At 71.4% G+C, this 22,741-nt stretch carries 24 protein-coding genes; 10 read left to right on the top strand and 14 right to left on the bottom strand.

Going from position 1 to position 22,741, the window contains the following annotated elements; genetic code table 11:
- Position 1 precedes the first annotated feature (1 nt).
- The 8 genes from ACGFJ7_RS11250 to ACGFJ7_RS11215 form a co-directional block, all read right to left on the bottom strand.
- Complete coding sequence (locus ACGFJ7_RS11250; RefSeq protein ID WP_360249451.1) at positions 2–790, bottom strand: polyprenol monophosphomannose synthase; 789 nt, start codon at positions 788–790, stop codon at positions 2–4.
- Positions 787–2,376 carry an apolipoprotein N-acyltransferase gene (gene lnt, locus ACGFJ7_RS11245; RefSeq protein ID WP_360249454.1) on the bottom strand — a complete coding sequence of 530 codons (1,590 nt, stop codon included), beginning with the start codon at positions 2,374–2,376 and terminating at the stop codon, positions 787–789. The genes ACGFJ7_RS11250 and lnt overlap by 4 nt, the downstream gene beginning before the upstream one ends.
- 451 nt (positions 2,377–2,827) lie before the next feature.
- On the bottom strand, positions 2,828–4,051 hold the full coding sequence (locus ACGFJ7_RS11240) for a glutamate mutase L (protein ID WP_360250012.1): 1,224 nt from the start codon (positions 4,049–4,051) through the stop codon (positions 2,828–2,830).
- 8 nt (positions 4,052–4,059) lie between these two features.
- Entirely contained in the window at positions 4,060–4,425 is a 366-nt protein-coding gene (locus ACGFJ7_RS11235) for a hotdog domain-containing protein (RefSeq protein WP_360249457.1), read from the bottom strand.
- Complete coding sequence (locus ACGFJ7_RS11230) at positions 4,422–5,156, bottom strand: OAM dimerization domain-containing protein (RefSeq protein WP_360249460.1); 735 nt, start codon at positions 5,154–5,156, stop codon at positions 4,422–4,424. Before ACGFJ7_RS11230 ends, ACGFJ7_RS11235 begins: the two co-directional genes overlap by 4 nt.
- Positions 5,153–6,709: a lysine 5,6-aminomutase subunit alpha gene (locus ACGFJ7_RS11225; RefSeq protein ID WP_392642089.1), complete on the bottom strand. Its 1,557-nt coding sequence runs from the start codon at positions 6,707–6,709 to the stop codon at positions 5,153–5,155. The genes ACGFJ7_RS11230 and ACGFJ7_RS11225 overlap by 4 nt, the downstream gene beginning before the upstream one ends.
- A 4-nt stretch (positions 6,710–6,713) precedes the next feature.
- Positions 6,714–8,225, bottom strand: a complete 1,512-nt coding sequence (locus ACGFJ7_RS11220) for an amidohydrolase (protein ID WP_392642087.1) — start codon at positions 8,223–8,225, stop codon at positions 6,714–6,716.
- A gap of 5 nt (positions 8,226–8,230) precedes the next feature.
- Positions 8,231–9,253 (bottom strand): L-erythro-3,5-diaminohexanoate dehydrogenase, encoded by a 1,023-nt coding sequence (locus ACGFJ7_RS11215; RefSeq protein ID WP_360249469.1) that lies wholly within the window; start codon positions 9,251–9,253, stop codon positions 8,231–8,233.
- Positions 9,254–9,336: 83 nt separating this feature from the next.
- Between ACGFJ7_RS11215 and ACGFJ7_RS11210 the strand changes: the two genes are divergently transcribed.
- Positions 9,337–10,737 carry a KamA family radical SAM protein gene (locus ACGFJ7_RS11210; RefSeq protein WP_392642414.1) on the top strand — a complete coding sequence of 467 codons (1,401 nt, stop codon included), beginning with the start codon at positions 9,337–9,339 and terminating at the stop codon, positions 10,735–10,737.
- Positions 10,738–10,822: 85 nt separating this feature from the next.
- Here the strand turns inward: ACGFJ7_RS11210 and ACGFJ7_RS11205 are convergent, their stop codons facing one another.
- Positions 10,823–11,014, bottom strand: a complete 192-nt coding sequence (locus tag ACGFJ7_RS11205) for a CsbD family protein (protein WP_360249475.1) — start codon at positions 11,012–11,014, stop codon at positions 10,823–10,825.
- A gap of 438 nt (positions 11,015–11,452) precedes the next feature.
- On the opposite strand from ACGFJ7_RS11205, the gene ACGFJ7_RS11200 reads away from it, so the two are divergent.
- The 3 genes from ACGFJ7_RS11200 (at position 11,453) to ACGFJ7_RS11190 (ending at position 14,044) form a co-directional block, all read left to right on the top strand.
- Positions 11,453–12,181 carry a class I SAM-dependent methyltransferase gene (locus tag ACGFJ7_RS11200; RefSeq protein ID WP_360249478.1) on the top strand — a complete coding sequence of 243 codons (729 nt, stop codon included), beginning with the start codon at positions 11,453–11,455 and terminating at the stop codon, positions 12,179–12,181.
- The gene (locus ACGFJ7_RS11195; protein WP_392642084.1) at positions 12,178–12,654 is read left to right on the top strand and encodes an NUDIX domain-containing protein; all 477 of its coding nucleotides are present in this window, start codon (positions 12,178–12,180) and stop codon (positions 12,652–12,654) included. Before ACGFJ7_RS11200 ends, ACGFJ7_RS11195 begins: the two co-directional genes overlap by 4 nt.
- An 85-nt stretch (positions 12,655–12,739) precedes the next feature.
- Positions 12,740–14,044, top strand: a complete 1,305-nt coding sequence (locus ACGFJ7_RS11190) for an alpha/beta hydrolase (protein WP_392642082.1) — start codon at positions 12,740–12,742, stop codon at positions 14,042–14,044.
- Here the strand turns inward: ACGFJ7_RS11190 and ACGFJ7_RS11185 are convergent.
- From ACGFJ7_RS11185 to ACGFJ7_RS11175, 3 genes are read right to left on the bottom strand one after another with little or no spacing between them, the layout of a single operon-like run.
- A complete protein-coding gene (locus ACGFJ7_RS11185; protein WP_360249487.1) occupies positions 14,028–14,501 on the bottom strand; it encodes an Lrp/AsnC family transcriptional regulator in 474 nt (157 codons plus the stop codon). The genes ACGFJ7_RS11190 and ACGFJ7_RS11185 overlap by 17 nt on opposite strands.
- Positions 14,502–14,511: 10 nt before the next feature.
- On the bottom strand, positions 14,512–15,492 hold the full coding sequence (locus tag ACGFJ7_RS11180) for a S66 peptidase family protein (RefSeq protein ID WP_360249490.1): 981 nt from the start codon (positions 15,490–15,492) through the stop codon (positions 14,512–14,514).
- 32 nt (positions 15,493–15,524) lie between these two features.
- Complete coding sequence (locus ACGFJ7_RS11175; RefSeq protein ID WP_392642080.1) at positions 15,525–15,767, bottom strand: hypothetical protein; 243 nt, start codon at positions 15,765–15,767, stop codon at positions 15,525–15,527.
- A 51-nt stretch (positions 15,768–15,818) separates the two neighbouring features.
- Between ACGFJ7_RS11175 and ACGFJ7_RS11170 the strand changes: the two genes are divergently transcribed.
- From ACGFJ7_RS11170 to ACGFJ7_RS11155, 4 genes are read left to right on the top strand one after another with little or no spacing between them, the layout of a single operon-like run.
- A complete protein-coding gene (locus ACGFJ7_RS11170; protein ID WP_392642078.1) occupies positions 15,819–16,124 on the top strand; it encodes a hypothetical protein in 306 nt (101 codons plus the stop codon).
- The gene (locus tag ACGFJ7_RS11165; protein WP_360249499.1) at positions 16,121–16,552 is read left to right on the top strand and encodes a MerR family transcriptional regulator; all 432 of its coding nucleotides are present in this window, start codon (positions 16,121–16,123) and stop codon (positions 16,550–16,552) included. Before ACGFJ7_RS11170 ends, ACGFJ7_RS11165 begins: the two co-directional genes overlap by 4 nt.
- Before the next feature lie 17 nt (positions 16,553–16,569).
- Positions 16,570–17,178, top strand: a complete 609-nt coding sequence (locus tag ACGFJ7_RS11160) for a DUF402 domain-containing protein (RefSeq protein ID WP_392642076.1) — start codon at positions 16,570–16,572, stop codon at positions 17,176–17,178.
- Complete coding sequence (locus ACGFJ7_RS11155; protein WP_392642074.1) at positions 17,175–17,936, top strand: class I SAM-dependent methyltransferase; 762 nt, start codon at positions 17,175–17,177, stop codon at positions 17,934–17,936. The genes ACGFJ7_RS11160 and ACGFJ7_RS11155 overlap by 4 nt, the downstream gene beginning before the upstream one ends.
- 71 nt (positions 17,937–18,007) lie before the next feature.
- Here ACGFJ7_RS11155 and ACGFJ7_RS11150 read toward each other — a convergent pair whose 3' ends face one another.
- Positions 18,008–19,159, bottom strand: coding sequence for an acyl-CoA dehydrogenase family protein (locus tag ACGFJ7_RS11150; RefSeq protein ID WP_392642072.1), 1,152 nt, complete (start codon positions 19,157–19,159; stop codon positions 18,008–18,010).
- A gap of 54 nt (positions 19,160–19,213) precedes the next feature.
- On the opposite strand from ACGFJ7_RS11150, the gene ACGFJ7_RS11145 reads away from it, so the two are divergent.
- A complete protein-coding gene (locus ACGFJ7_RS11145) occupies positions 19,214–20,122 on the top strand; it encodes a 5'-3' exonuclease (RefSeq protein WP_360249511.1) in 909 nt (302 codons plus the stop codon).
- 24 nt (positions 20,123–20,146) lie between these two features.
- On the opposite strand, the gene ACGFJ7_RS11140 is transcribed toward ACGFJ7_RS11145, so the two are convergent.
- Positions 20,147–21,655 (bottom strand): MFS transporter, encoded by a 1,509-nt coding sequence (locus ACGFJ7_RS11140; RefSeq protein WP_392642069.1) that lies wholly within the window; start codon positions 21,653–21,655, stop codon positions 20,147–20,149.
- On the opposite strand from ACGFJ7_RS11140, the gene ACGFJ7_RS11135 reads away from it, so the two are divergent.
- Positions 21,654–22,688: a gfo/Idh/MocA family oxidoreductase gene (locus tag ACGFJ7_RS11135; RefSeq protein WP_360249517.1), complete on the top strand. Its 1,035-nt coding sequence runs from the start codon at positions 21,654–21,656 to the stop codon at positions 22,686–22,688. The genes ACGFJ7_RS11140 and ACGFJ7_RS11135 overlap by 2 nt on opposite strands.
- Positions 22,689–22,741 lie beyond the last annotated feature (53 nt).

Here is a 22,741-nt window from a genome sequence, read left to right as displayed (position 1 = left end):
GTCACGGCCAGGTGGAACCTTCGCGGCGGCTCTTGCCGAACCGGGCCCGCAGCGCCTCACGGCGGGTCTGCACGCCCCACAGGGTCACCCTGAGCAGCTGTTCCTTGAAGATGTTGCCGCTCATCTTGCTGACGCCGTGTTCGCGCTCGGTGAACGTGATCGGCACCTCGGCCATCCGGAAGCCCGCCTTGTACGAGCGCCAGGCCAGCTCGACCTGGAACGAGTAGCCGGTGGAGGCGACCGTGTCGACGTTGATCGCGTCGAGCACCGGCATCCGGTAGGCGCGGTAGCCGCCGGTGGCGTCCTTGAACGGCATGCCCAGCGCCATCTTGATGTAGATGTTGCCGCCGCGGGAGAGCAGCAGCCGGTGCAGCGGCCAGTTGTGCACGCTGCCGCCGGGGATGTAGCGGGTACCCAGGACCGCGTCGGTGTCGCGCAGCGCGTCGAGCAGCTTGGGCAGCTCCTCGGGCGCGTGGGAGCCGTCCGCGTCCATCTCGACGACCGCGTCGTACCCCTTGTTCTTGGCCCAGGCGAAACCGGCCTTGTAGGCGGCGCCCAGACCCTCCTTGCCGGCCCGGTGCAGGACGAAGACGTGGTCGTCGGCGGCCGAGATCTCGTCGGCGATCGCGCCGGTGCCGTCCGGCGAGTTGTCGTCGGCGACGAGGATGTCGACCGACGGGACCGCACGGCGGGTCCGCTCGGTGATCAGGCGGATGTTGTCCGCCTCGTTGTAGGTCGGGATCACCACGAGGACACGCCCCACCCCCGGGTAGCCTTCCGCCTCGCTCACCGTGCCTCCGCATCGTCGCTGGTCGTACGCCGCCGGCGTCGCATCACGAACGCACCGGCCACGGCCACGATCGCCAAAGCGACCATGACCATCTCGGGCCAATGGCCCAAACGAGTCGCCAGCGTAGTCGTATCGCCCACGTGCATGTCACGCACCATCACCGAGCCGACGTTGAAGCCGCTGGAGTCGTACACCTGACCGGCCGTGCCGGCGAACGCCGACACCCCGACGGTGGACACCATCAGCGCCTCGCGGCCGTGCTCGACGGCCCGCAACCGGACCATGGCCAGCTGCTGGCGGGCCTCGGCCTCGTTGAAGGTCGCGTTGTTGGTCTGCACGGCCAGCACCTGGGCGCCGCCCACCACAGTGTCGCGGACGATGTCGTCGTACGCCACCTCGAAGCAGATGACGTCGCCGATGGTGAGCGCACCCGATCGGATGACGCCGGGGTGGTCACCGGCGAGCATGTTCCTCACCAGGTCGACCTTGTCGGTGACCAGGCGGGCGATCGAGCGCAGCGGCACGTACTCGGCGAACGGCACCGGGTGGCGTTTGACGTACTGCTGGGCCAGGTCGGGGCCGGTGCCCGGGTTCCACAGGATGCCGGCGTTCTTGATGTCGGCCGGCTTGTCCGTACGCAGGACCGTGCCGACCAGGATCGGCGTGTCGATCGCGTTCGCGGCGTCGGAGATCTGCTGGGCGGCGTCGGCGTTGCGCAGCGGGTCGATGTCGCTGGAGTTCTCCGGCCAGACGACCAGGTCGGGCTTGGGCGCCTTGCCGGCGGCGACGTCGAGGGCGAGCTGCTTGGTGGCCCGGACATGGTTGTCGAGCACCGCGCGGCGCTGGGCGTTGAAGTCGAGGCCGAGGCGGGGCACGTTGCCCTGCACGACGGCGACGGTCTGGGTGGGGCCGCTCGCCTCGGCCACCGGCACCAGCAGCGGGCCGGCGATCAGAGCGGCCAGGGCCGCGAGATAGCCGAGGGCGGCGTACGACCATCGGCGGCGCCACAGCAGGGCCACAAGCGCCCCTCCGGCGGCCGCCACGGCGAACGTGACCAACGGGGCGCCACCTGAGGCGGCGAGCCGCAGCGCGGGGGCCTCGTCCTGGCTGAAGGCGAGCCGCCCCCACGGGAAGCCGCCGAACGGCGCCCGGTCGCGGGCCGCTTCCTGGGCCACCCAGAGCAGGCCCAGCACCGGCGGCCACAGGGCCCGCCAGCGGTCCAGCAGCGGCGCCAGCCAGGCGATGGCCACCCCGGTCAGGCCGACGAAGCAGGCCTCGGCCAGCGCCAGCAGCATCCAGGGCAGCCAGCCGGCGGCGATCCGGGTCCAGTCGAGCAGGGGGACGAACAGCACCGCCCCGGCCAGGAAACCCATGCCGAAGGCGCCGCCGAGACGGCGGTGGCCGGTGGCGGCGGCGAGCAGGGCCACGCCGGCCGGGGCGAGCCACCACAGGCCGTACGGCGGCAGGGCGAGGAGAAGCGCGAGACCCGCGAGCACGGTGAGCGCGTACGCGTACCGCCGCCGCACGGGGCGTGGCGGGTCGGTGTGCGCCGTGACCAGCGGCGCAGCGGGGGGCTGCAACGTCATCTCCACCCGCGAGAGGCTACCCGCACCGGATAACGGCACGGCCTCCACCGGGAAACAGGCGCGGCCCCGCGGGACCGCGCCTGTTTCATCGATTCCGTCTCCTGGACACGGCCGGTGGAACAGCCGGAGGTCGCGGTCACCTTCGGACCGGCCCGCACCGGGCTGGCTGCCCGCTGACGTGCCGTTGTCTACTGGCGCCGTTCACTCCCCTGCTCCACCGCGGTCGCGACCGGTCCGCCGCCGCCCCGCCGACCCCCACCCCCTGGACCTGGCTGAACGCGCGACCCCTGCGAGGACTGCGGCCAGTGGGCGGAGGAACGGAGCGAACAGAGTCGCTGCCGTGCTCAGGATTCGACGACGGTACGTCGCTCCCCCGCCCCTCTGTCAACCGCCGCCCCCTGCCCCGGGCGTGTCGCGTTCCCCGGCGTGTCATGTCCTGTACCCGATCGGGCTACAGGCTGTTCACGAGGGTGGCCGCGACGTGAGGGTGATCATTCGCGAGCAGCCCGGCCGCGGCCAGAACGTACTGCTCGTCGACGACGGTGCGGGCCTCGGACGGGGCGGCCCAGCCGCCGGCGGTGTCGGACAGGACCGCGTCCAGCACATATGCGCCGCCGCCGTGCCGCAGCACCCCGCCCGAGCCGACCACCAGGCGCACGTCGCGCAGGTCCCGGCCGCCGGTGCGGGGCTGACCGGGACCGGACGAGTGGCCACGCGCGTGCCGCCGCAGGGCGATCGTGGCGGCGGCCGCGGCTAACCCACGGTCACCGGAAGGCGTCAGTGCCAATTTCTCGGCCGCCGCCGCGGCCAGTGTGCCGGGGGCGCCGACGGCGACCCCCAGATCGCCCTCCACGGTCCGGGAGCGCCAGAGGGTACCCGCCACGTCCCGGCGCGGGCCGGACTCGCTCTCCGCGTCCGGCAGCAGGGCCGAATACACGTCGGTGGTGGCGCCGCCGACGTCGACGACGAGCACACCGGCCCCGGTGACGTCGGCCAGCAGTTCGACGCCGGCGAGCACGGCGTCGGGTGTGGCCGCCCGGACGAGGGACGTGAAGCGCTTGCCCCGGGACAGACGTTTGCCGCCGATCACGTGCTGGAGGAAGACGTCGCGGATGGCCGCGCGGGCCGGCCCGGGCTCGAGCACCCCGATCCGGGGCAGGACGTTGCCGGCGAGCGTCACCGGGCCGTGCAGCAGGGAAGCGGCCTCGTCGCGCACCTCGGCGTTGCCCGCCACCACCACCGGCACCCTGATCCGGGCGTTGCCGAGCCGCCGGGCGTTGTGCAGCAGCACGTCACCGTCGCCGCCGTCGGTACCACCGACGAGCAGGATCACATCCGGCCGCGACTCCCTCAGTTCCGACATTCCCGATTTATCGAGAGGACCGGCGGCCACGTGCACGACCTGCGCGCCGGCCGACAAGCCGACCCGGTGCCCGGCCTCGGCGGTCACCAGCGACTCGTACCCGACGACGGCGAGCCGCAGGCCTCCGCCGGCGGACGAACAGACGTACAACGGGGAACCGAGCCCGCCGACCGCCGCGACCGCCTCGTCCAGCCCGGCCAGAACGTCGCCGGCGGACGTGGTCGGCACTTCGGCCCGGCGCACCAGGGCCGCCGGCGACAGAGAGATCAGAGCGGCTTTGGTGTACGTGGACCCGACGTCCACACACACCACGGTGTCGCTCAATTCTTCGGCGGCACGACGACCGTCCCCGTGGCGGACACGGCGACGATCGGCGTCTCGAGAACCATCGCCGACGACCCGCCGGTCCCCCGGCACACCACCCGCGACTCGAACGCGATCTTCCGCGACCGGGTGCCCATGTGCACGACCGTCGCCGTGACCTCCAGGACGTCGCCGGCCTGCACGGGCGCCTTGAACTGCACGTCGTCGTACGAGGCGAACAGTCCCTCGTCCCCGTCGAGCTGAATGCACACCTCGGTCGCCACATCGCCGAACAACCCCAGCGAGTACGCGCCGTCGACCAGGTTCCCGGCGTAGTGGGCGTGCGAGTACGGCACGTACCGGCGATGCGTGACAGTGATCAATTCTGGCTCCCGACTAGCGCGTGAACGAGATACGAGGCGACCTCGCGCGGGGTCGTACCCCGCCCGAAGATCCGGTCGACGCCGAGCTCGGCCGCCATCAGCTCGTCGAAGCGCGGGCCGCCCACGATCAGCAGCGGCCGCTTCCCGGCCGGCAGCGCCTCACGGAACGCCGCCGACATGGCCCGGGTGTTCTGCAGGTGCGCGTCGCGCTGGGTGACGACCTGCGACACCAGCACCGCGTCGGCCTTCTGCGCGCGGGCCGTCTCGACCAGGTCGGGCACCGACACCTGAGCGCCCATGTTGGTCACCGACAGCTCCCGGTAGTACTCCAGGCCCTTCTCCCCCGCGATCCCCTTGACGTTGAGGATCGCGTCGATGCCCACGGTGTGCGCGTCGGTGCCGATGCAGGCGCCCACCACGTTGAGCCGCCGCCGCATCCGCCGCTTGATGACGGCGTTGACCTCCTTGGCGCTCAGCAGCGGGAAGTCCCGCTCGACGACCTGCACCTGATCGGTGTCGACCAGATGATTGACCCGCCCGTAGACCACGAAGAACGTGAACCCGTCGCCCATCGGCTTGGCGTGCACCAGCAGCGCCGGATCCATCCCCATCTTGTTGGCCAACTGCACGGCGGCCCCTTCGGCCCGCTTGTCATGCGGCACGGGCAGCGTGAACGACAGCTGCACCATCCCGTCCCCGGTGGTGTCCCCATAGGGCCGAACGATGCTCATGCCTCCAACGCCTCCGTCACCGGGTTGTAGTAGTCCTCGGCGTGCTGGGCGACGCCGTCGAGGCCCTTGCCGCGGTCGGCGGGGCGCTTCATGATGCCGAAGGTGCCGTCGGCGATAGCCGTGAGCAGGGTGTCGTTCTCGATGCGGCGCAGCAGGTCGATGGCCTCGCCGAGGACGGCGTGGGCGCGCTGCTGGATGAAGCCGCCCGGGGCGGGGACGAAGTCCTCGTGCAGGTTCCCGGCGCCGGTCAGGACGTAGCGCACGTTCTGCAGGGCGATGTCGCGGTCGGACAGCCACGGGGTGACCACCGCCTCGGTCATCATGCCGACCAGCAGGATGCCCTGTCCGGTCAGGGCGCCGACCAGGTTGAAGAAACCGTCCAGCAGGTTGCCGCGGAACACGTCGCCGGTCATGTGCTTGGTCGGCGGCATCCACTTCAGCGGGGCGTCCGGGAACAGCTCGCGGGCCAGCAGCGCGTGCGCCAGCTCCAGGCGGAACGACTCCGGCAGCTCCGGATTGATCTCGAACGCGTGCCCGAGGCCGAGCTGCCAGTTCTGCAGGCCGGCCTCGTGCGCGAAGAACTCGTTGAGCAGCTGCGACACCGTCACCGTGTGGGCCGCCTCGACCGCGTCGGCCGTGGTCAGGTAGTTGTCCTCGCCGGTGTTGATGATGATGCCGGCGCGGGCGTGGACCTGGCGGCTGAACCGCTGGTCGACGAAGGTGCGGATCGGGTTGATGTCGCGGAACAGGATCCCGTACATCGAGTCGTTGAGCATCATGTCGAGCCGTTCCAGGCCGGCCAGCGCGGCGATCTCCGGCATGCACAGCCCGGACGCGTAGTTGGTCAGCCGCACGTACCGGCCCAGCTCCCTGGACGTCTCGTCCAGGGCCGCCCGCATCAGCCGGAAGTTCTCCTGCGTCGCGTACGTGCCGGCGAAGCCCTCCCGGGTGGCGCCCTCCGGCACGTAGTCCAGCAGCGACTGCCCGGTCGAGCGGATCACCGCGATCACGTCGGCGCCGGCCCGCGCGGCCGCCTGGGCCTGCGGAATGTCCTCCAGGATGTCCCCGGTGGCGACGATCAGATAGATCCACGGGCGCTGCTCGGGGTCCCCGTACCGCTTGATCAGGCGGTCGCGTTCGGACCGTCGCCGGTCGATGGTCTTCAGGCCGTCGTTGGTCGCCCTTCTGGCCAGCCGGCGGGCCGCGGTGGCTTCCGCTTTCCTGGTGGGTACGCCGAAGCGTACGGCCCCCGCGGCGGCCTTCTGCGCGAGCACCGTGATGTCGTCGACGCCGGTGGCGCGCATCGCGTGGAACACCGGCACGGCCACCCCGTGCTCGAGCCCCACGTCCGCGCGCACCGCGTCGACCAGCCGGTTCACCCAGGGGATGCCGTCCGAGTCGGCCCCGCGCACCCCGGCCAGGCGCAGCACCGCCCGCTCCACCGACACCGTCGTGTGCGAGCGCGCGAGGTCGACCACGGGCTGACCCGCCCGCGTCGCGAGCGCGCGCGCCTCACGCACCACCCGCGGATCCAGATCCAGCTTCCCCGCCATCCTCTTATCCCTTTTCGTAGATCGTCTCGCCGTGCAGAACAGTGCGCCGGCACACGGGCGAGCTGGTCAGAACCGGCAGTCCTTCCCGTACGCCGTCCGGGGTGTCCCAGACCGCGAACGTGGCCGACGCGCCCGGCGCCAGCACACCCACCCCGTCCACCCCGGCCGCCCGCCAGCCGCCGCGCGACGACGCCGCGAACGCCGCCCGCACACTCATCCGGTAGACCGGGTTGTGCGGGGCGACCGCCGCCCGCACCATCGCCCACGGGTCCAGCGCGGTCACCGGCGAGTCGGAGCCGAACGCCAGCAGCACCCCGGTCGCGTGCATCGCGCCGATCGGGTTCGACGCCATCGCCCGCTCCACGCCCAGACGCTGCGCGTACATCTTGTCGGGGCCGCCCCACAGCGCGTCGAAGACCGGCTGCACCGAGGCGATCACCCCGAACTCGACCATCCGCGCGATCATCGCCTTGTCGATCAGCTCGACGTGCTCGATCCGGTGCCGGCCCTCGCGCAGCGCGTCCACGCCGACCCGCTTGGCGGCCATCGCGAAGCCCTCCAGCACGGTCTCGATGGCGGCGTCGCCGATCGCGTGGAAGCCGCCCTGCACCCCGGCCCGCACACAGTCGATCAGATGCTCGGCCGCCTGTTCGGCGGTCAGGAACGCCTCACCGTGCCCGTGGTCGCCGTCCAGGAAGGGCTCCCGGACCGAGGCCGTACGCGAGCCGAGCGCCCCGTCCGCGTACAGGTCACCGGCCGCGCCGACCGCGCCCAGGTCCCGGGCCTTCTCGGCGGCGCCGAGCTCGCCCCAGTAGCCGAACACCTTCGGCAGGCCGGCCGACGACAGCGCCAGGACCGACTGGAAGTCCTGTTCGCTGGACGTGCCGGGGCCGCCGCACTCGTGCACCGCGGCGATACCCTTCGAGGCCGCCAGCTCCAGGGCGGCCCGCTGCGCCCGCGTGCGCTGGGCCGGGGTCAGCGAGCCGAGCGCCACCGCCCGTACGGCGTGGTGGGCCTGCTCCCGCACCCAGCCGGAAGCGTCGAACCCGGGCCCTTTCTCGGCCGCCGCGAGAAGCGACGTGCTCGCCAGGGCGGAATGCACCGACGCCTGCGACAGGTAGACGCGGCGGCCGCCGGCCGCCCGCTCGAGCTCGTCCGCGGTCGGCGGCGTCTGCTCGGCGCCCCAGGTCGACTCGTCCCAGCCGTGCCCGTGCACGACCGCGTCGGCGGCCCGGGTCTTGGCGAACGCGGCCACCGCGTCCAGCAGCTCGCCCGCCGAACGGACCGGCGACAGGTCGAGGCCTTCGGCGGCCAGGCCCGTGTCCGTGGCGTGCAGGTGAGAGTCCACGAACGCGGGCGTGACCAGGGCGTTGCCGAGATCCACGGTCTGGTCGGCGCGGGGGGCGTCGTCCTTCGCGCCGAGCCAGGCGATCTTGCCGTCGCGGACCAGCAAGGCGGTGGCCTTCGGGTCAGCCGGTGAGTAGAGGCGGCCGTTGGTGTAGAGGACCTCAGTCATGGGGGCTAGTCTCCCGCGACGCGGGCCTCGAAGAGGGACCGGACCGCCGGAACGCGGCGCAGCAGATCGACCGCGAACGCGGCGTGCCCGGGCACGTAGCCGTTGCCGATCAGCATCGTCACGTCCGCGGCCAGGCCTTCCGCGCCCAGCGCGGCCGCCGGGAAGCTCGTCGCCATCGAGAAGAAGATCACCGTGCCGCCCTCGGCCGTGGCGAGGATCGCACCGTGCTCGCATCCCGGCACGTCGACGCAGACCACCGTGACCGTGGCCTCCTCGCCCAGCGCTTCCCTGACCTTCCGCGCGACCTCGACCGGATTCCGGGCGTCGGCGATCATGGCGACGTCCGCGATGTCCTCGAGGCTCGCCCGCTCTTCGTCGTTACGGACAATTCCGACAGTACGGGCCCCGGCGAGCCGGGCCGCGGTCAGCGCCAGGGAACCGCTCTTACCGGCGCCGCCGAGCACGGCCACCGTCGGGTTGTCCGGATATCGACGAACAACGCGGTCGGTCAGCGCCGGAGCGCCGCACACGTCGTACACCGCCAAAGCCAACTCGGGCGCGAGATCGTCCGGCAGCACACCGACGATCGAGCGGCCGAAAAGGATCGCCGTGCCCTCGGCCGGCACCTGCTCACTGAGCCCGTCCCAGTTCGTGAGGCCATCGGTGATCGTCAGCGGGGTCAGCGTCAGGGACACCAGCGTCGCGACCCGGTCCCCCGGCTTCACGCCCAGCGGCGACTCGGGGCCGACCGCGTCGACCACGCCGATCAGCATGCCGCCCGAACCGGTCACCGGGTTGTGCATCTTCCCGCGCGTCCCGACGATCTCCAGCACCTCGGCCCGCACCTTCGCGCCGTCACCGCCGTGCTTCTCCGACAACTGCCGGAAACTCGCCGCGTCCAGATTCAGCCGCTCCACCCGCACCCGTACCTCGTCCGCACCGACCTCCGGACGGGCGTCCAAGCGCCACGCCGCCTGCGGCAGAACACCCTCGGGAGCCAGCACCCGATCGAGCCCCACAGACCCCATCACACCCACCCAACGTAAAAATCAAGGAACCCGGCACGTATCCATACCGTAAATCCTCCGGCCATGCCTTCACTAGACCGAAAATCATCCGGTACGTTGAGGCGGTCCGAACGATCGATCAGGAGGCACCGTTGGACGTCCAGCCTTATCTCTATGAGCGCCGCCCCCTGATCGAACCGGACTGGACCCGGTTCCCCGGCTGGCGCGACGTCACCGCCGCCCAATGGGAATCCGCCCAATGGCAGCGGGTCAACTGCGTCAAGAACATCAAGCAGCTCCGCGCCGTCATGGGCGACAAGCTCGACGAACGCTTCTACACCGACCTCGAAACCGACCAGCAGCGCCTGGCCACCATGTCCATGCTGGTGCCGCCCCAGATGCTCAACACCATGGTGCCCACCGGCGAGGTCACCACCGACGCGTTCTACGCCGACCCGATCCGCCGCTACATGATCCCGGTCGCCACCGACCGCCACCTCGACTGGCCGTCACACCCGCACGCCACCCGCGACAGCCTCCACGAGCACGACATGTGGGTCGCCGAGGGCCTCACCCACCGCTACCCCACCAAGGTCCTGGCCGAACTCCTGTCGACCTGCCCGCAGTACTGCGGCCACTGCACCCGCATGGACCTCGTCGGCAACAGCACCCCGACGGTCGACAAACTCAAGCTCACCCTCAAGCCGGTCGACCGCTACCAGGCCCACCTCGACTACCTCAAAGCCCACCCGGGCGTACGCGACGTGGTCGTCAGCGGCGGCGACGTCGCCAACGTCCCCTGGAAGCAGCTCGAGACGTACCTCATGGGCCTGCTCTCGGTCCCCACCGTCCGCGACATCCGCCTCGCCACCAAAGCGCTGATGGGCCTGCCCCAGCACTGGCTGCAGGACGACGTCGTCGAAGGCCTGCACCGCGTCGCCATCACCGCCCAGCGCCGCGGCGTCAACCTGGCCGTGCACACCCACGTCAACCACGTGAACTCGCTGACCCCGCTCGTCGCCCGCGCCGCCCAGACACTCCTGGAAGTCGGCGTCCGCGACGTCCGCAACCAAGGCGTCCTCATGCGCGGCGTCAACGCCACCACGGCCGACCTGCTCGACCTCTGCTTCGCCCTGCAAGGCGAGGCCGGCATCCTGCCGTACTACTTCTACATGTGCGACATGATCCCGCACGCCGAACACTGGCGCGTCCCCGTCTGGCACGCCCAGCAACTCCAGCACGACATGATGGGCTACCTGCCCGGCTACGCCACCCCGCGCATCGTCTGCGACGTGCCGTTCGTCGGCAAACGCTGGGTGCACATGGTGTCCGAGTACGACCGCGACCACGGCATCTCGTACTGGACGAAGAACTACCGCACCTCCATCGAACAGGACGACAGCGAAGCCCTGTCGAAGCTCTACGCCTACTACGACCCGATCGACACACTCCCCGAGTCCGGCCAGGACTGGTGGCGCAAACAGCAGGCCAGCGAAACAGCGTGAAAAGGCAACGGCCCCCGGGGAGATCCCCGGGGGCCGTCCTCCTTCGGAACCCCACAGCAAGCTGCGGTTCCGCGTCTCCATCAGCTCACTTGAAGGCGTCGCGGACATCCTTGCCGGCGTCCTTCACGTGCTCGCCCGCCTGCTTGGCGTGCGCCGCCGTCTCTTGAGCCTCGCCCTCGGCGGTGAGCCGCTCGTTGTCGGTGGCCCGCCCCACGGCCTGCTTGGCCTTGCCGGTCAGCTCCTCGGCCTCATTCTTGACCTTATCGGTGAAGCTCATCGTTCAACCTCCGTGGTAGTGCGGTTCTGCTCCAAACGTGCCCACCCCGCGCATTTTCGAAACAGCGACCCCACCACCCGCGTCGCCGTCGGCGTTGGCGTCGGTCCCACACCACGGCCGGCATAGCCGTCCTGCGGGCTGGCTCCCCCGATTCGGACGGCTTCGCAACCGGCTCTTTCGGCGCACCCCACGGCGAGCAGCGCCGAAGCCACCGGCGCCCCACCACGGCCTCCGCCCAGCCGGCGGTCTTTTCAGCGCGTCCCGCCGGCCTGCCCGAGCCGAGCAACCCGCGCACCTCGCACGTCACCGGGGCCCTCCGCGTCCAAATCAGGGATGTCGTTGATTCCTTTTTGGGTTGGCCTCGACTCGCGGGCTCGCCGTGGGGCGGCGCACATCGCGTAAGGCATCCTAGGATACTGTGATAGATAAGATCCCTTTGTGACTGATCGCGCCGCGCACGCCCAATCGTTCGGCCCCGTCGCTGACATCTATGAGCGGGGCCGGCCCTCGTACCCGCAAGCCGCTCTTGACTGGCTCCTGCCCGCCGGGCAGCCGCGCGTGATCGACCTCGGGGCCGGCACGGGCAAACTGACCCGTCAGGTGCTCGAACGCGGGCTGCCGGTCTCGGCGGTCGACCCGTCCGAGGGAATGCTCGAGCAGCTGCGCAAGTCGGTTCCAGGCGTCCCGGCGTTGCTGGGCAGCGCCGAGCGGATCCCGCTGCCGGACGGCTCGGCCGACGTCGTGCTGGTCGCCCAGGCCTGGCACTGGGTGGACCCTGCCAAGGCCGCGCCCGAGGTGGCCCGCGTCCTGTCCCCCGGCGGCCGTCTCGGCCTGCTGTGGAACCTGCGCGACGAGCGCACCGACTGGGTCCGCCGCCTCGGCGAGATCATCAACAGCCCGGAGAGCGACCGCGACACCACGATCGGCGCCCCCTTCGGCCCGGTCGAGATCGAACGGTTCGAATGGACCGAGCTGATCGGCCCCGAACGTCTCATCGACATGGTCGCCTCGCGCAGCTACGTGATCCTGCTCGCCCCGGACGAGCGCGCCGCCCTGCTCAGCGAGGTCCGCAAGCTGATCGCGACCCACCCCGAGCTGGTCGGCCGGACCGAGTTCCAGCTGCCGTACATCACCGAATGCGCCCGCGCCTGCCTGACGCCGGCATGAGGCTGCGCCCGGCGGTCCGCGCCCTCCTGCTGACCGGCGACGAGCAGATCCTGCTCTGCCGCCACGCCATGCCCGGCCGGGCGGTGTGGGCCATGCCCGGCGGAAAGGTCGAGCCTGGCGAGACCCTGCTCGAGGCGCTGCGCCGCGAGCTGCGGGAAGAGGTCGGCTACACCCTCGACACGACGCCGCCGCACGTGTGGCACCGCGAGGTCGTCGACCCGGCCTACATCGCCGGTTACGACGGCGCGATCCAGGACTATTTCCTCGTACGCACGCCGAGGTTCACACCGCGCGGCACCTTCTCCGACGCCCAACTGGCCGCCGAGAACATCACCGAACTGCGCTGGTGGACCGTCCCCGAGATCACCTCCTACCGCGGCCCCGACCTGTTCGGCCCCGGCGGACTCGTCACGCCGTTGGCCGCCCTGCTCACCAACGGCGTACCCGACCAGCCGATCCTCCTCGACCTGTGATCCCCCGGCCGAGCGCCGTCGTGCCGGACAGGATTAGGGGTCATTCCTGATCCGCGAGCCCGTGGGGATCGAGAAGCATCGAGGCATGCATACGCTTCTCGCTCTCGTCATGGTGGCCGCCGGGCCGGTTCCGGTGGCCACCACTGGATTGGACTGGCAACCGTGCGGTACGGAGAAGGGCGTCTCCTGCGCCACGCTGACCGTTCCCGTCGACTGGGCGCGGCCGCGCGGGGCGACCATCGGAATAGCAATCGCGAAACGGGAGGCGACCGACCAGGCGCACAAAGTGGGCACCCTCGTTTTCGGGCCGGGCGGGCCCGGTGACTCCGGCGTCGACCGGGTGGTCGGCAACGCGGGCCGGTTCCGGGATCTGCGGGCGCGGTTCGACATCGTCAGTTTCGACCCGCGCGGGGTGGGCGGCAGTTCGGCGATGACCTGCGACCCCGTACTGATGCAAGCCGCCCCTGACCCTGTCCTGACCTCGGCGAAGCAGTTCCAGGAAACGCTGCGCCACAACCGGGAATTGTGGGCGGACTGCGAACGGCGGACCGGGCCGGTGTGGCGGCACGCGGACACGCTGAGCACGGTGCGGGATGTGGAGGCGCTGCGCAAGGCGCTCGGGGAGCGGCAATTGACGTTCCACGGCAGCTCGTACGGGACCCTGCTGGGCCAGGAATACGCGTCCCGTTATCCGGGCCGGGTGCGGGCGATGGTGCTGGAAAGCGTCACCGACCACAGCAGCCGTGACACGGCGTCGTTCCTGAGCGCGCAGGCGTGGGCCTTCGAGGACGCGTTCGACGACTTCCTCGCCACCTGCCCGGAGTGCGCCGAACCGTGGCAGCGGCTGTACGCCGATCCGGGACGAGGCGGAATGACGCGGTTCGATCTGATCGCGATAACGCACAAGCTTCTCAAGGACGGGGAGTACGAGAGACTGGCCGCCCTCATCAAGTCAGGGCAGGGTCAGCACGTACGCCTGGACGTTGTCATTCCGGCGTTCTGTGCCGACTGGTCGCTGCCGGTGCATTCGTACGCCGACTATCGGCGCATTCTGCGGCAGGCCGAACGGGTCGCGCCGGACACCCATTTCCCGGCGCAAGCGTTCGCGCTGACCATGTGCCTCGGGTGGCCGCACGTCACGAATCCGCAGCACGATCTCGACGTACGGACCCGGGTGCCGCTTCTGCTGCTCAATTCGCGGCACGATCCGGCCACCGGGATCAACTGGGCGCGGAATGTGGAAAGGCAACTCGGTTCGCGCGGCGTGCTGGTCACGTACGAGGGAACCGGGCACGGGTCGTACTCGCTCAGCGCCTGCATGCGCGAGATCGCCGACGACTACCTCGTCGACGTGACGGTGCCGGCCCGCGGCATCAGCTGTCCGCGGTGACGTCGGGCACCGACGGGGCGATGCGGGGCGGGCGATTCTCGTACGGCGTGGAAAGCACCACCGTGGTCCGGGTGGTGACGTTCGCGGCGGTGCGGATCTCCTGGAGCAGGCGTTCCAGATCGGCGGGGCTGCCCACCCGTACCAGAAGCATGTAGAAGTCCTCCCCCGCCACCGAGTAGCAGGAATCGATCTCGGGCAGGTGCGCCAGCCGCTCGGGCGCGTCGTCGGGCTGCGACGGGTCGAACGGCCGGATGGCCACGAACGCGGTCAGCGGCAGTTCCAGGGCCTCGTACGAGACCTTGGCCGTGTAGCCCGAGATCACGCCCCGCTGCTCGAGGCGCCGCACCCGCTGGTGCACCGCCGACACGCTCAGCCCCACCCGCTCGGCCAGATCGGTGTACGACAGGCGGCCGTCGGCGGTCAGGGCGCTCACGATCGCCCGGTCGATCTCTTCCACGGCCGCCACCCTACCGAACGGCCGGTTCCAGCAGCGACAACGTCCGCTCCCCGGCGTCGAGGGCGGCGCGGACGCCGATCGGCACCGGAAGATTCGGCCCGGCGTGGCCGATGTCGACGTTGCCCAGCACCGGGATGTCGCGATCGCCGAGCACGTCCCGAACGATCTCGGCCAGACCCGGCTCGCCGGGTGTGCCGAGCCCGCCGATCTCCCGCGGCACGCCCACGACCATCCCGGCGATCCGGTCGAGGACGCCGCTGTGCCGCAACACGTGCAGATAGGTCCAGACGTAGGCGGCCAGGCCGCCCATCTCCTCCCAGAACAGGATGGCGCCGTCGAACCGCTCGAGCGGCACGGCGAAGGGCGTGGCCTGCACCAGCGCGACGCGATTGATCACGCCACCGATCAGCGGGCCCTCGGCTCGCCCGGGCCGCCAGCACTCCCACGACGGGCTCGCGGGCAGGAGGCCGGCCGCCTCGGTGGAGGTCAGCAACCTCGAGTACAGCGCCTCGAGTTCCGCCCGGCGCGGCGCCGGGGCGGCCGGCCAGCACCCGCCGAAGCCGGGCACCGCCATGTCGGCGTGAAATCCGGCCAGGCCGGTACGCGCGTACAGGGCGAGATGCAGCAGGGAGATGTCGCTGTAGCCGAGAACCGGTTTCGGGTCGGCCCGGACCGCGTCGAAGTCGATCAGGTCGAGGTAGCCGAAGACGGTCTGGCCGCCGTCACTCGCCACGATCGCCCGAACCTCGGGATCACGCAGGAGCCGGTTGAACTCGGCGGCGATCTCCGCCGGGGTCGCGGCACTCCACCAGCGGTGCCGGCCGGCTTCGAGCAGAGGCGCCCGGCGTACGCGGAAGCCCATCCGTTCGAACAGCGCCACCGTCCGCTCGACGTTGACCTCGTAGGCGGCGGGCAGCGGCCCGGACAGCGCCGCGACGACGACGAGGTCACCCGCCCGCAGCGCGCGGGGCCGGAGCGGCTTCAAAGTCATCGGCGCAGTATCGAACCCGCTGACGCCGAGGGCTACTCATTTCCATCGGGCCGGCCGGCCATGGTCGCGGCCCAGCGGCGGAGCCCGGAGTCCGGCGCGGTGGCGGCGTACCGGCGAAACTGCTCCCGGGCCTCGATCCGGCGGATCCCGGCGGTGATCGCCGGCGGCCGATACCAGGGCAACTCGGGGCTGACTGGCCAGCCGGCGGCGACGGCGGCGCCGCCGCCGTCCGCCGGTGACTCGAGGGCGGCCTTCACGAGATCGTCCGGCGTCATGGGCCGGACACTATTGCATCCGGTACCCCGGTACAGGCTTACGGTCGTGCCATGTCCTTCGTCGTTCCGGATGCCTGCACACTGCCGACGGCCGAGCAGCCCCCGCGACTGGCCGAGTTCGACAGGTTGTTCACGACCGCGCTCCGCGAGGTGACCCGATCGGGCGCCACCCACGCGCGGCTGCGCCTGGCCGGGCCGGCGGCGCCGGTTCGCGACCTGGCCGCCCGCGAGACCGCGTGCTGTTCCTTCTTCACCTTCACCGTCACCACCGGCCCGGGCGACGACGTGTTCCTGGACGTGGAAGTCCCGGAGCTCCACGCCGGGGTGCTGACCGCTCTGATCGGGACCGTTCGGTGACGGGCGCTCTGCGGAGCGGGGAGGTGGCCGAGCGGGCCGGCCTCAACGTTCAGACGCTGCGGTACTACGAGCGGCGGGGGCTGCTGGCGGAGCCGGCACGGTCGAACGGTGGGCACCGGCTCTATCCGGACGGGACGGTGGCGCTGCTCCGGGTGATCAAGGCGGCGCAGCGGCTCGGGTTCAGCCTGGACGAGGTGGCCGGGCTTCTCGACGGCGGGCACCGGCGCCCGGCGCCGGATCTGCGGCAGCGGGCGGCCGGCAAGATGGCGGAGATCGACCGGAGGATCGCCGAACTCGCGGCGGTTCGAGCGACTCTGGCCGAGGTCATCGAGGCCCGCTGCGACAGCCTGACCGACTGCACGGGCGCCGGCTGCCCGCTGCCGGACCTCACCGGCGAACCGTCCGCGACGACAGAGGCGACGAGGTAGGCCGGTACCCTGCCGCCGTGCGGTTCGAAGTGGGGCAGACCATCACCAGGAGCTATCTGCGCGGGTCGTGGCGTACGTGGGCTCAAGCCATGCGGGTCGTCGCGGACGACGATGACGGGCTGGTGCTGTGGCAGCCGGTGGGCGCGGACTTCGCGACCATTGTGGACGCCGACGGGAAGACCGGGCACGACCTCAGCCCGGCCCGGATGCGGGAGCCCCGGCTGGTTTCCCGGCGGTGGGAACACGTCGACCTGCTGATGCTGATGCGTCCGGGGGCGGCGCACTCGGTGTGGTGGATGTTCGCCGACGGGGTCTTCGACGGGTGGTACGTCAATCTGGAGGCGCCCTTCGCCCGGGTGGACGGTGGCGTGGTCACCACCGACTCCGTGCTCGACATCGTCGTCACGGCGGGTCGTGACTGGCGGTGGAAGGACGCCGCGGAGTTCGACGGGCACATCGGGGATCCGCTCTACTACGACCGGGCGGGGGCCGCCGCGATCCGGGCCGAGGGTGACCGGGTGGTCAAGCTGATCGAGGCCGGGGACTTCCCGTTCGACGGCACGCACACGGGCTTTCGGGCCGGATCCGGGTGGGACACGCCGCGGTTTCCGGAGGGGATCCGGTGACGGGCTTCGCCGAGGGCAACCGGGCCGGCTGGAATCTGATCGCGCCCCGGCGGGACGGGATCGCCGTCGAGCGGTTTCGGGCCGGGGAGGTCACTCTCGCCGATTTCGAGCGGGAGCTGGCCGGGGACGTCACGGGGCGGCGGGTGGTTCAGCTTGCTTGCTCGTACGGGGACGAGGTCCTGTCCTGGAGCATTCTCGGGGCGCACGCCGTCGGCGTCGACATCTCCGACGTGGCGATCGACCGGGCCCGGGCGCGGGCGGCCGCGGCGGGCGTCGCGGCCGACTTCCGGCGGGCCGACATGCTCGACCCGCCGGCCGATCTGGCCGGGCTGGATCTGATCTACCTGAGTTGGGGTGCGATCTGCTGGGTGCCCGACCTCACCGCCTTCGCCCGCATGGTCGCGGCGCGGCTGCGGCCGGGTGGGGCCGTGCTGCTGTGCGACCACCATCCGGCGTGGGAGGTTCTGGCCGTCCGGGAGCCGGGGCGGCTGGCGGTGGCCGGTGACTACTTCGGGCGCGGGCGCCCCAACCGGCAGCAGGACGACGCGAAACGGCCCGAGGGGGCACGTGGGCAGGCCGGCGCGCCCGAGTTGTCGATGTTCGTGTGGCCGGTCAGTGACGTCGTGATGGCGCTGACCGGGGCCGGGTTGCGGCTGGACGCTTTCCGGGAGGCCCCCGAGCCGGCGCTGTACGCGGGACTCGGGGACACGGCCGGGGCGCTGCCCGCCTACTACGTGATCAAGGCGAGTAAGCACTGATTGGACAGTGAGACGCGGCAGCAGGCCGTACCCCGCTCGCGGCTCGCGTCCGTGGACCGGGGAGCGGACCGCTAATTCCGTACCCCATGGGTCAAGGAGCGACTGATGACCAGGCGCTGGATCTGGTTGGTGCCCTCGACGATCTGCAGCACCTTCGCCTCGCGGAACCAGCGCTCGGCCGGGTGGTCGGCGACGTAGCCGGCGCCGCCGAGGACCTGCACGGCGTCGGTGGTGACGCGCATGGCGGTGTCGGTGGCGAACAGCTTGGCCTTGGCCGCCTCGATGGAGAACGGGCGCCCGGCGTCCTTGAGGCGGGCCGCGTTCAGCAGCAGGGCGCGGGCGGCCGAGATCTGGGTGGCCATGTCGGCCAGCATGAAGCCGACGCCCTGGAAGTCGCCGATGGGCCGGCCGAACTGGACGCGCTCGCGGGCGTAGGACGTGGCGTAGTCGAGGGCGGCCTGGGCGAGCCCGACGGCGCAGGCGGCGATGCCGAGCCGGCCGGCGTCGAGGGCCTCCATGGCGATGGTGAATCCGGTGCCCTCGGCGCCGATGAGGCGGTCGGCGTCGGCGTGGCAGCCGTCGAGGACGATCTGGGCCGGGGCGGAGGAGCGCAGGCCCATGGTGCGCTCGGGTTTCTGCGGGTGCAGGCCGGGGGCGCCGGCGTCGACCAGCACACAGGAGATGCCCTTGGCGCCGGGGCCGCCGGTGCGGCAGAAGACGTTGTAGAAGTCGGCCTGGCCGGCGTGGGTGATCCAGGCCTTGGTGCCGTCGAGACGCCAGCCGTCGCCGTCGCGGGTCGCCTTCGTGGTCAGGTTGGCCGCGTCGGAGCCGCCCTGGGGCTCGGACAGGCAGTACGCGCCGAGCAGCTCGCCGCCGAGCAGGTCGGGCAGCATCTTGCGCTGGCGTTCGCTGCCGTGCGCGTACACCGGGTAGCAGGCGAGGGTGTGCACGCTGACCGACTCGGCGATGGCCAGCCAGGAGCCGGCCAGGATCTCCAGGACCTGAAGATAGACCTCGTACGGCTGACCGGCGCCACCCACGTCCTCGGGGTAGGGCAGGCCGAGCAGGCCGGAGCGGCCGAGCGTGCGCAGCACGTCGCGGGGGAACTCGCCGCGGGCCTCGAAGCCGGCCGCCTTTCCGGCCAGCTCGCGGGTGGCGAGCTCGCGGGTCAGGTCGAGCAGGTCGTGGGCCTCGGGCGTGGGCAGGAGCCGGTCTACCGTCACATCCGCCAGCTTAACTAACGTTAACTAAGGTTCGCGATACCCTATTGTGGCCTCGTGAAGCCTCTGCTCGCGGTCGACGCTCCCAGCCTCTACTTTCGCGCCTTCCACGGCATCCCGGAGAAAGCCGCGCGGACCGGCGCCGGCGAGCCGGTGAACGCGATCCGCGGCTTCCTCGACATGCTGGCCCAGCTGATCCGCACGCGGCACCCCGATCGGGTGGTGTGCGCGCTCGACGCGAGCTGGCGGCCGGCCTGGCGGGTGGCGCTCGTGCCGTCCTACAAGAAGCACCGGGTCGCGCACGGCGACGTCGAGGAGGTCCCGGCCTCGCTCGAGCGGCAGATCCCGATCCTGCTGGAGACCTTGGCCGCGGTGGGCATTCCCGCTTTCGGCGTCGAGGGGTACGAGGCGGACGACGTGCTGGGCACCCTCGCGGCCACCCAGCCGGCCCCGGTGGAGGTCGTGTCGGGCGACCGTGACCTCTTCCAGCTCGTGGACGATTCACGTGAAACGCGGCTTTTGTACTGCGGGCGCGGCGTGGCCAAGCTCGAGGACGCCGACAACGCCCTGGTGGAGCGCAAGTACGGCGTGCCCGCCCGCTGGTACGCCGACTTCGCGGCCATGCGCGGCGACCCGAGCGACGGCCTGCCCGGCGTGCCCGGCGTCGGCGAGAAGACAGCGGCCCGCCTGATCAACCGCTACGGCGGCGTGACCGAGATCCTGGCCGCCCTCGAGGACCCCGGCGCGGGATTCGCGCCGGGCCTCAAGACCAAGCTGGCCGCCGCCCGCGACTACCTCGACAAGGCGCTGCCGGTCTGCAAGGTCGCCCTCGATGTGAAACTGCCCGACTTCGACCCGGCCATGCCCCGCGCCCCGAAGGACCCGGACGCGCTGCTGGCCCTGGCCGAACGCTGGAACCTCGCGGGCTCGGCCCGCCGCCTGGTCGACGCCCTGGCCGCGGGCTGAGGCCCGCCGCGGGGCCGGCGAGTCTCAGTCGTGGGCGGCCGCCGCGTGGCGGCCGGGCTCGTGACGGCCGTGCTCGGACTGCTTGCGGCGCGAGGACAGCACGTCGGTGAGCGCGGCGGCCAGCGCGACCACCACGAAGGCGACGGTGAGCCACAGGGCGCCGCGGAAGGCCGAGCCCCAGTCGCCGCGACTGTCCGCGAGCCGGGCGAAGAACAGGCTGCCGACGGCCGCGATGCCCATGGCCGTGCCGATCCGCTGGCCGGTCTGCAGCACCGCGCCGGCGCTGCCCGCGCGGGCCACCGGGACCTCGGACAGCGACAGGTTCTGGTTGGGGCTGATCACCAGGCCGCTGCCCAGGCCGGCGATCAGCAGCGGCACGGCGGCCGCCGCTCCCCCGCCGCGGCCCTCGACCAGGGTCAGCGCCAGGTCGGTGGCGGCCAGCCCGGCCACCACCATGACCAGCCCCAGCACCACCAGCTGCCGGCCGTAGCGGTTGACGAAGCGGCCGGAGACCGCCGCGCCCACGGCCGAGCCGAGCGCGAACGGGGTCACGGCCAGACCGGCCAGCAGCGCGCTGTAGCCGAGGCCGCTCTGCAGGTACAGCGTGTAGATGAAGAAGATGGTGGTGAAGCCCGCGAAGTACAGCAGGCCGATCAGCGCGCCCAGCCCGTACGACCGGACCTTGAACAGCCCCAGCTCGACCAGCGCCGTGCTCCGCCGGCCGAACCGGCGCTCCCAGGCCACGAACACGGTCAGCACGAGCACGCCGGCCACCGCGAGCAGCCACTTGGCGCTGCCGTGCCACTCGCGCTCCTGCACCAGGGGCAACAGCAGCAACAGCACGCCCACGCCGAGCAGGACGACACCGACCGGGTCGAGGCTTTCGTGGCGCTTGCCGGATGTGCGGGCGGGGATCCAGAGGCGGCCCAGGATCACCGCGACGACGCCGATCGGGATGTTCAGGTAGAAGATCCAACGCCAGCCCTCGGACTCGCCGATGCCGGCGATGAGCAGGCCGCCCAGCAGCGGGCCGACCGCCGTGGAGATGCCGACCGTCGCCCCGAACAGGCCGAACGGGCGGGCCCGCTCCTTCGGCTCGAACATCTCCTGGATCAGGCCGGTGATCTGCGGGGTCATCACGCCGGCGGCGGCGCCCTGCACGAGCCGGGCGACGATCAGCCACAGCGCGCTGGTGGCCAGGCCGGCGGCCGCGCTGGCCAGCGTGAAGCCCACCAGGCCGGCGATGAAGACGTTACGGCGGCCGCGGGCGTCGCCGAACCGGCCGGCCGGCACCAGCAGCAAGCCGAAGGTGAGGGCGTAACCGGACAGGACCCACTGCAGCTCACCGGAGCTCAGGTGCAGCTCGTCGCGGATCGAGGGCAGGGCGACGTTGACGATGCTGACGTCGAGCAGGGTCATGAAGCCGGCGACGAGGGCTACGGCTAACGCGCGCCAGCGCTGGGGATCCGATGTCACCGGTTCACCTTTCCCTTCTGGAAAGGGCCATAACCGTGGATCTAGTGTGTCTCCCATGACGTCGTTCGCAGTGGTCGGGTCCGGGTGGCGGGCCGAGATGTTCTGGCGGCTGGCGGCCGCGCTGCCCGGCGTCGAGTGCGTCGGCGCGGTCGTGCGCACCCCTCGCGACCTGCCCGTTCCCACCTTCGGGACGCTGGACGAGATCCGGCCCGACTTCGTGGTCACGGCCGTGCCGTGGGCGGCCAACCCGGACGTGATCCTGCAGGCCGTCCAGCGCGGCCTGCCGGTGCTGGCCGAGACGCCGCCGGCGCCGGACGCGGCCAAGCTGCACGCGCTGTGGCAGCTCACCGGCGACACCGGCCTCGTGCAGGTGGCCGAACAGTACCTGCTCGTGCCGGCCCACGCGGCCCGGCTGGCGGCGGTCCAGGCGGGGCTGATCGGCGAGCCGACCCAGGTGCAGGTCTCCTCGACGCACATGTACCACGCGGTGTCGCTGATCCGCGGCTACCTCGGCCAGGGCCGGGGTCCGGTGACCGTGCGGGCCTCGCGGACCCGGGCGCCGCTGGTCGACCCGCTCACCCGCGACGGCTGGACCGACGACGAGATTGCGAAAGAGGCCACCACGACCATCGCCACCCTCGACTTCGGGGACGGGCGGTCCGGGCTGTACGACTTCACCGGCAACCAGTGGCACAACCAGCTCCGGTTCCGCCGGATCCTGGTCCGCGGCACCCACGGCGAACTGCGCGACGACGAGATCGTCCGGCTCGCCGGGCCGCGCACCATCGTGCGTACGCCCCTGGTCCGCCGCCAGACCGGCTACGACCTGGACCTCGACGACTTCGACACCGACACGATCACGTTCGGCGAACGGGTGCTGTTCCGCAATCCGTTCCCCGGCCGGCGCTTCAACGACGAGGAGATCGCCATCGCCACCCTGCTCCAGCGGATGGCCGCCTGGGTGCGCGGGGAGGGCCGGCCGCCGTACCCGCTGGCCGACGGGGCCTACGACCACCTGGTCGCGCTGGCGATCGAGGAGGCGGCGGACAGTGGTGAGACGGTGACCGTTGACGCCCCGCCGTGGAATTAAGCTAAATCATCGCCCAAGGTTCCCGATGGGAACCGGGACGGCACAAGACAGCC

It is taken from the genome of Actinoplanes sp. NPDC048988 (genome assembly GCF_043197815.1).
Lineage (GTDB): Bacteria > Actinomycetota > Actinomycetes > Mycobacteriales > Micromonosporaceae > Actinoplanes.
This window is presented reverse-complemented; position numbering and strand designations above follow the sequence as displayed.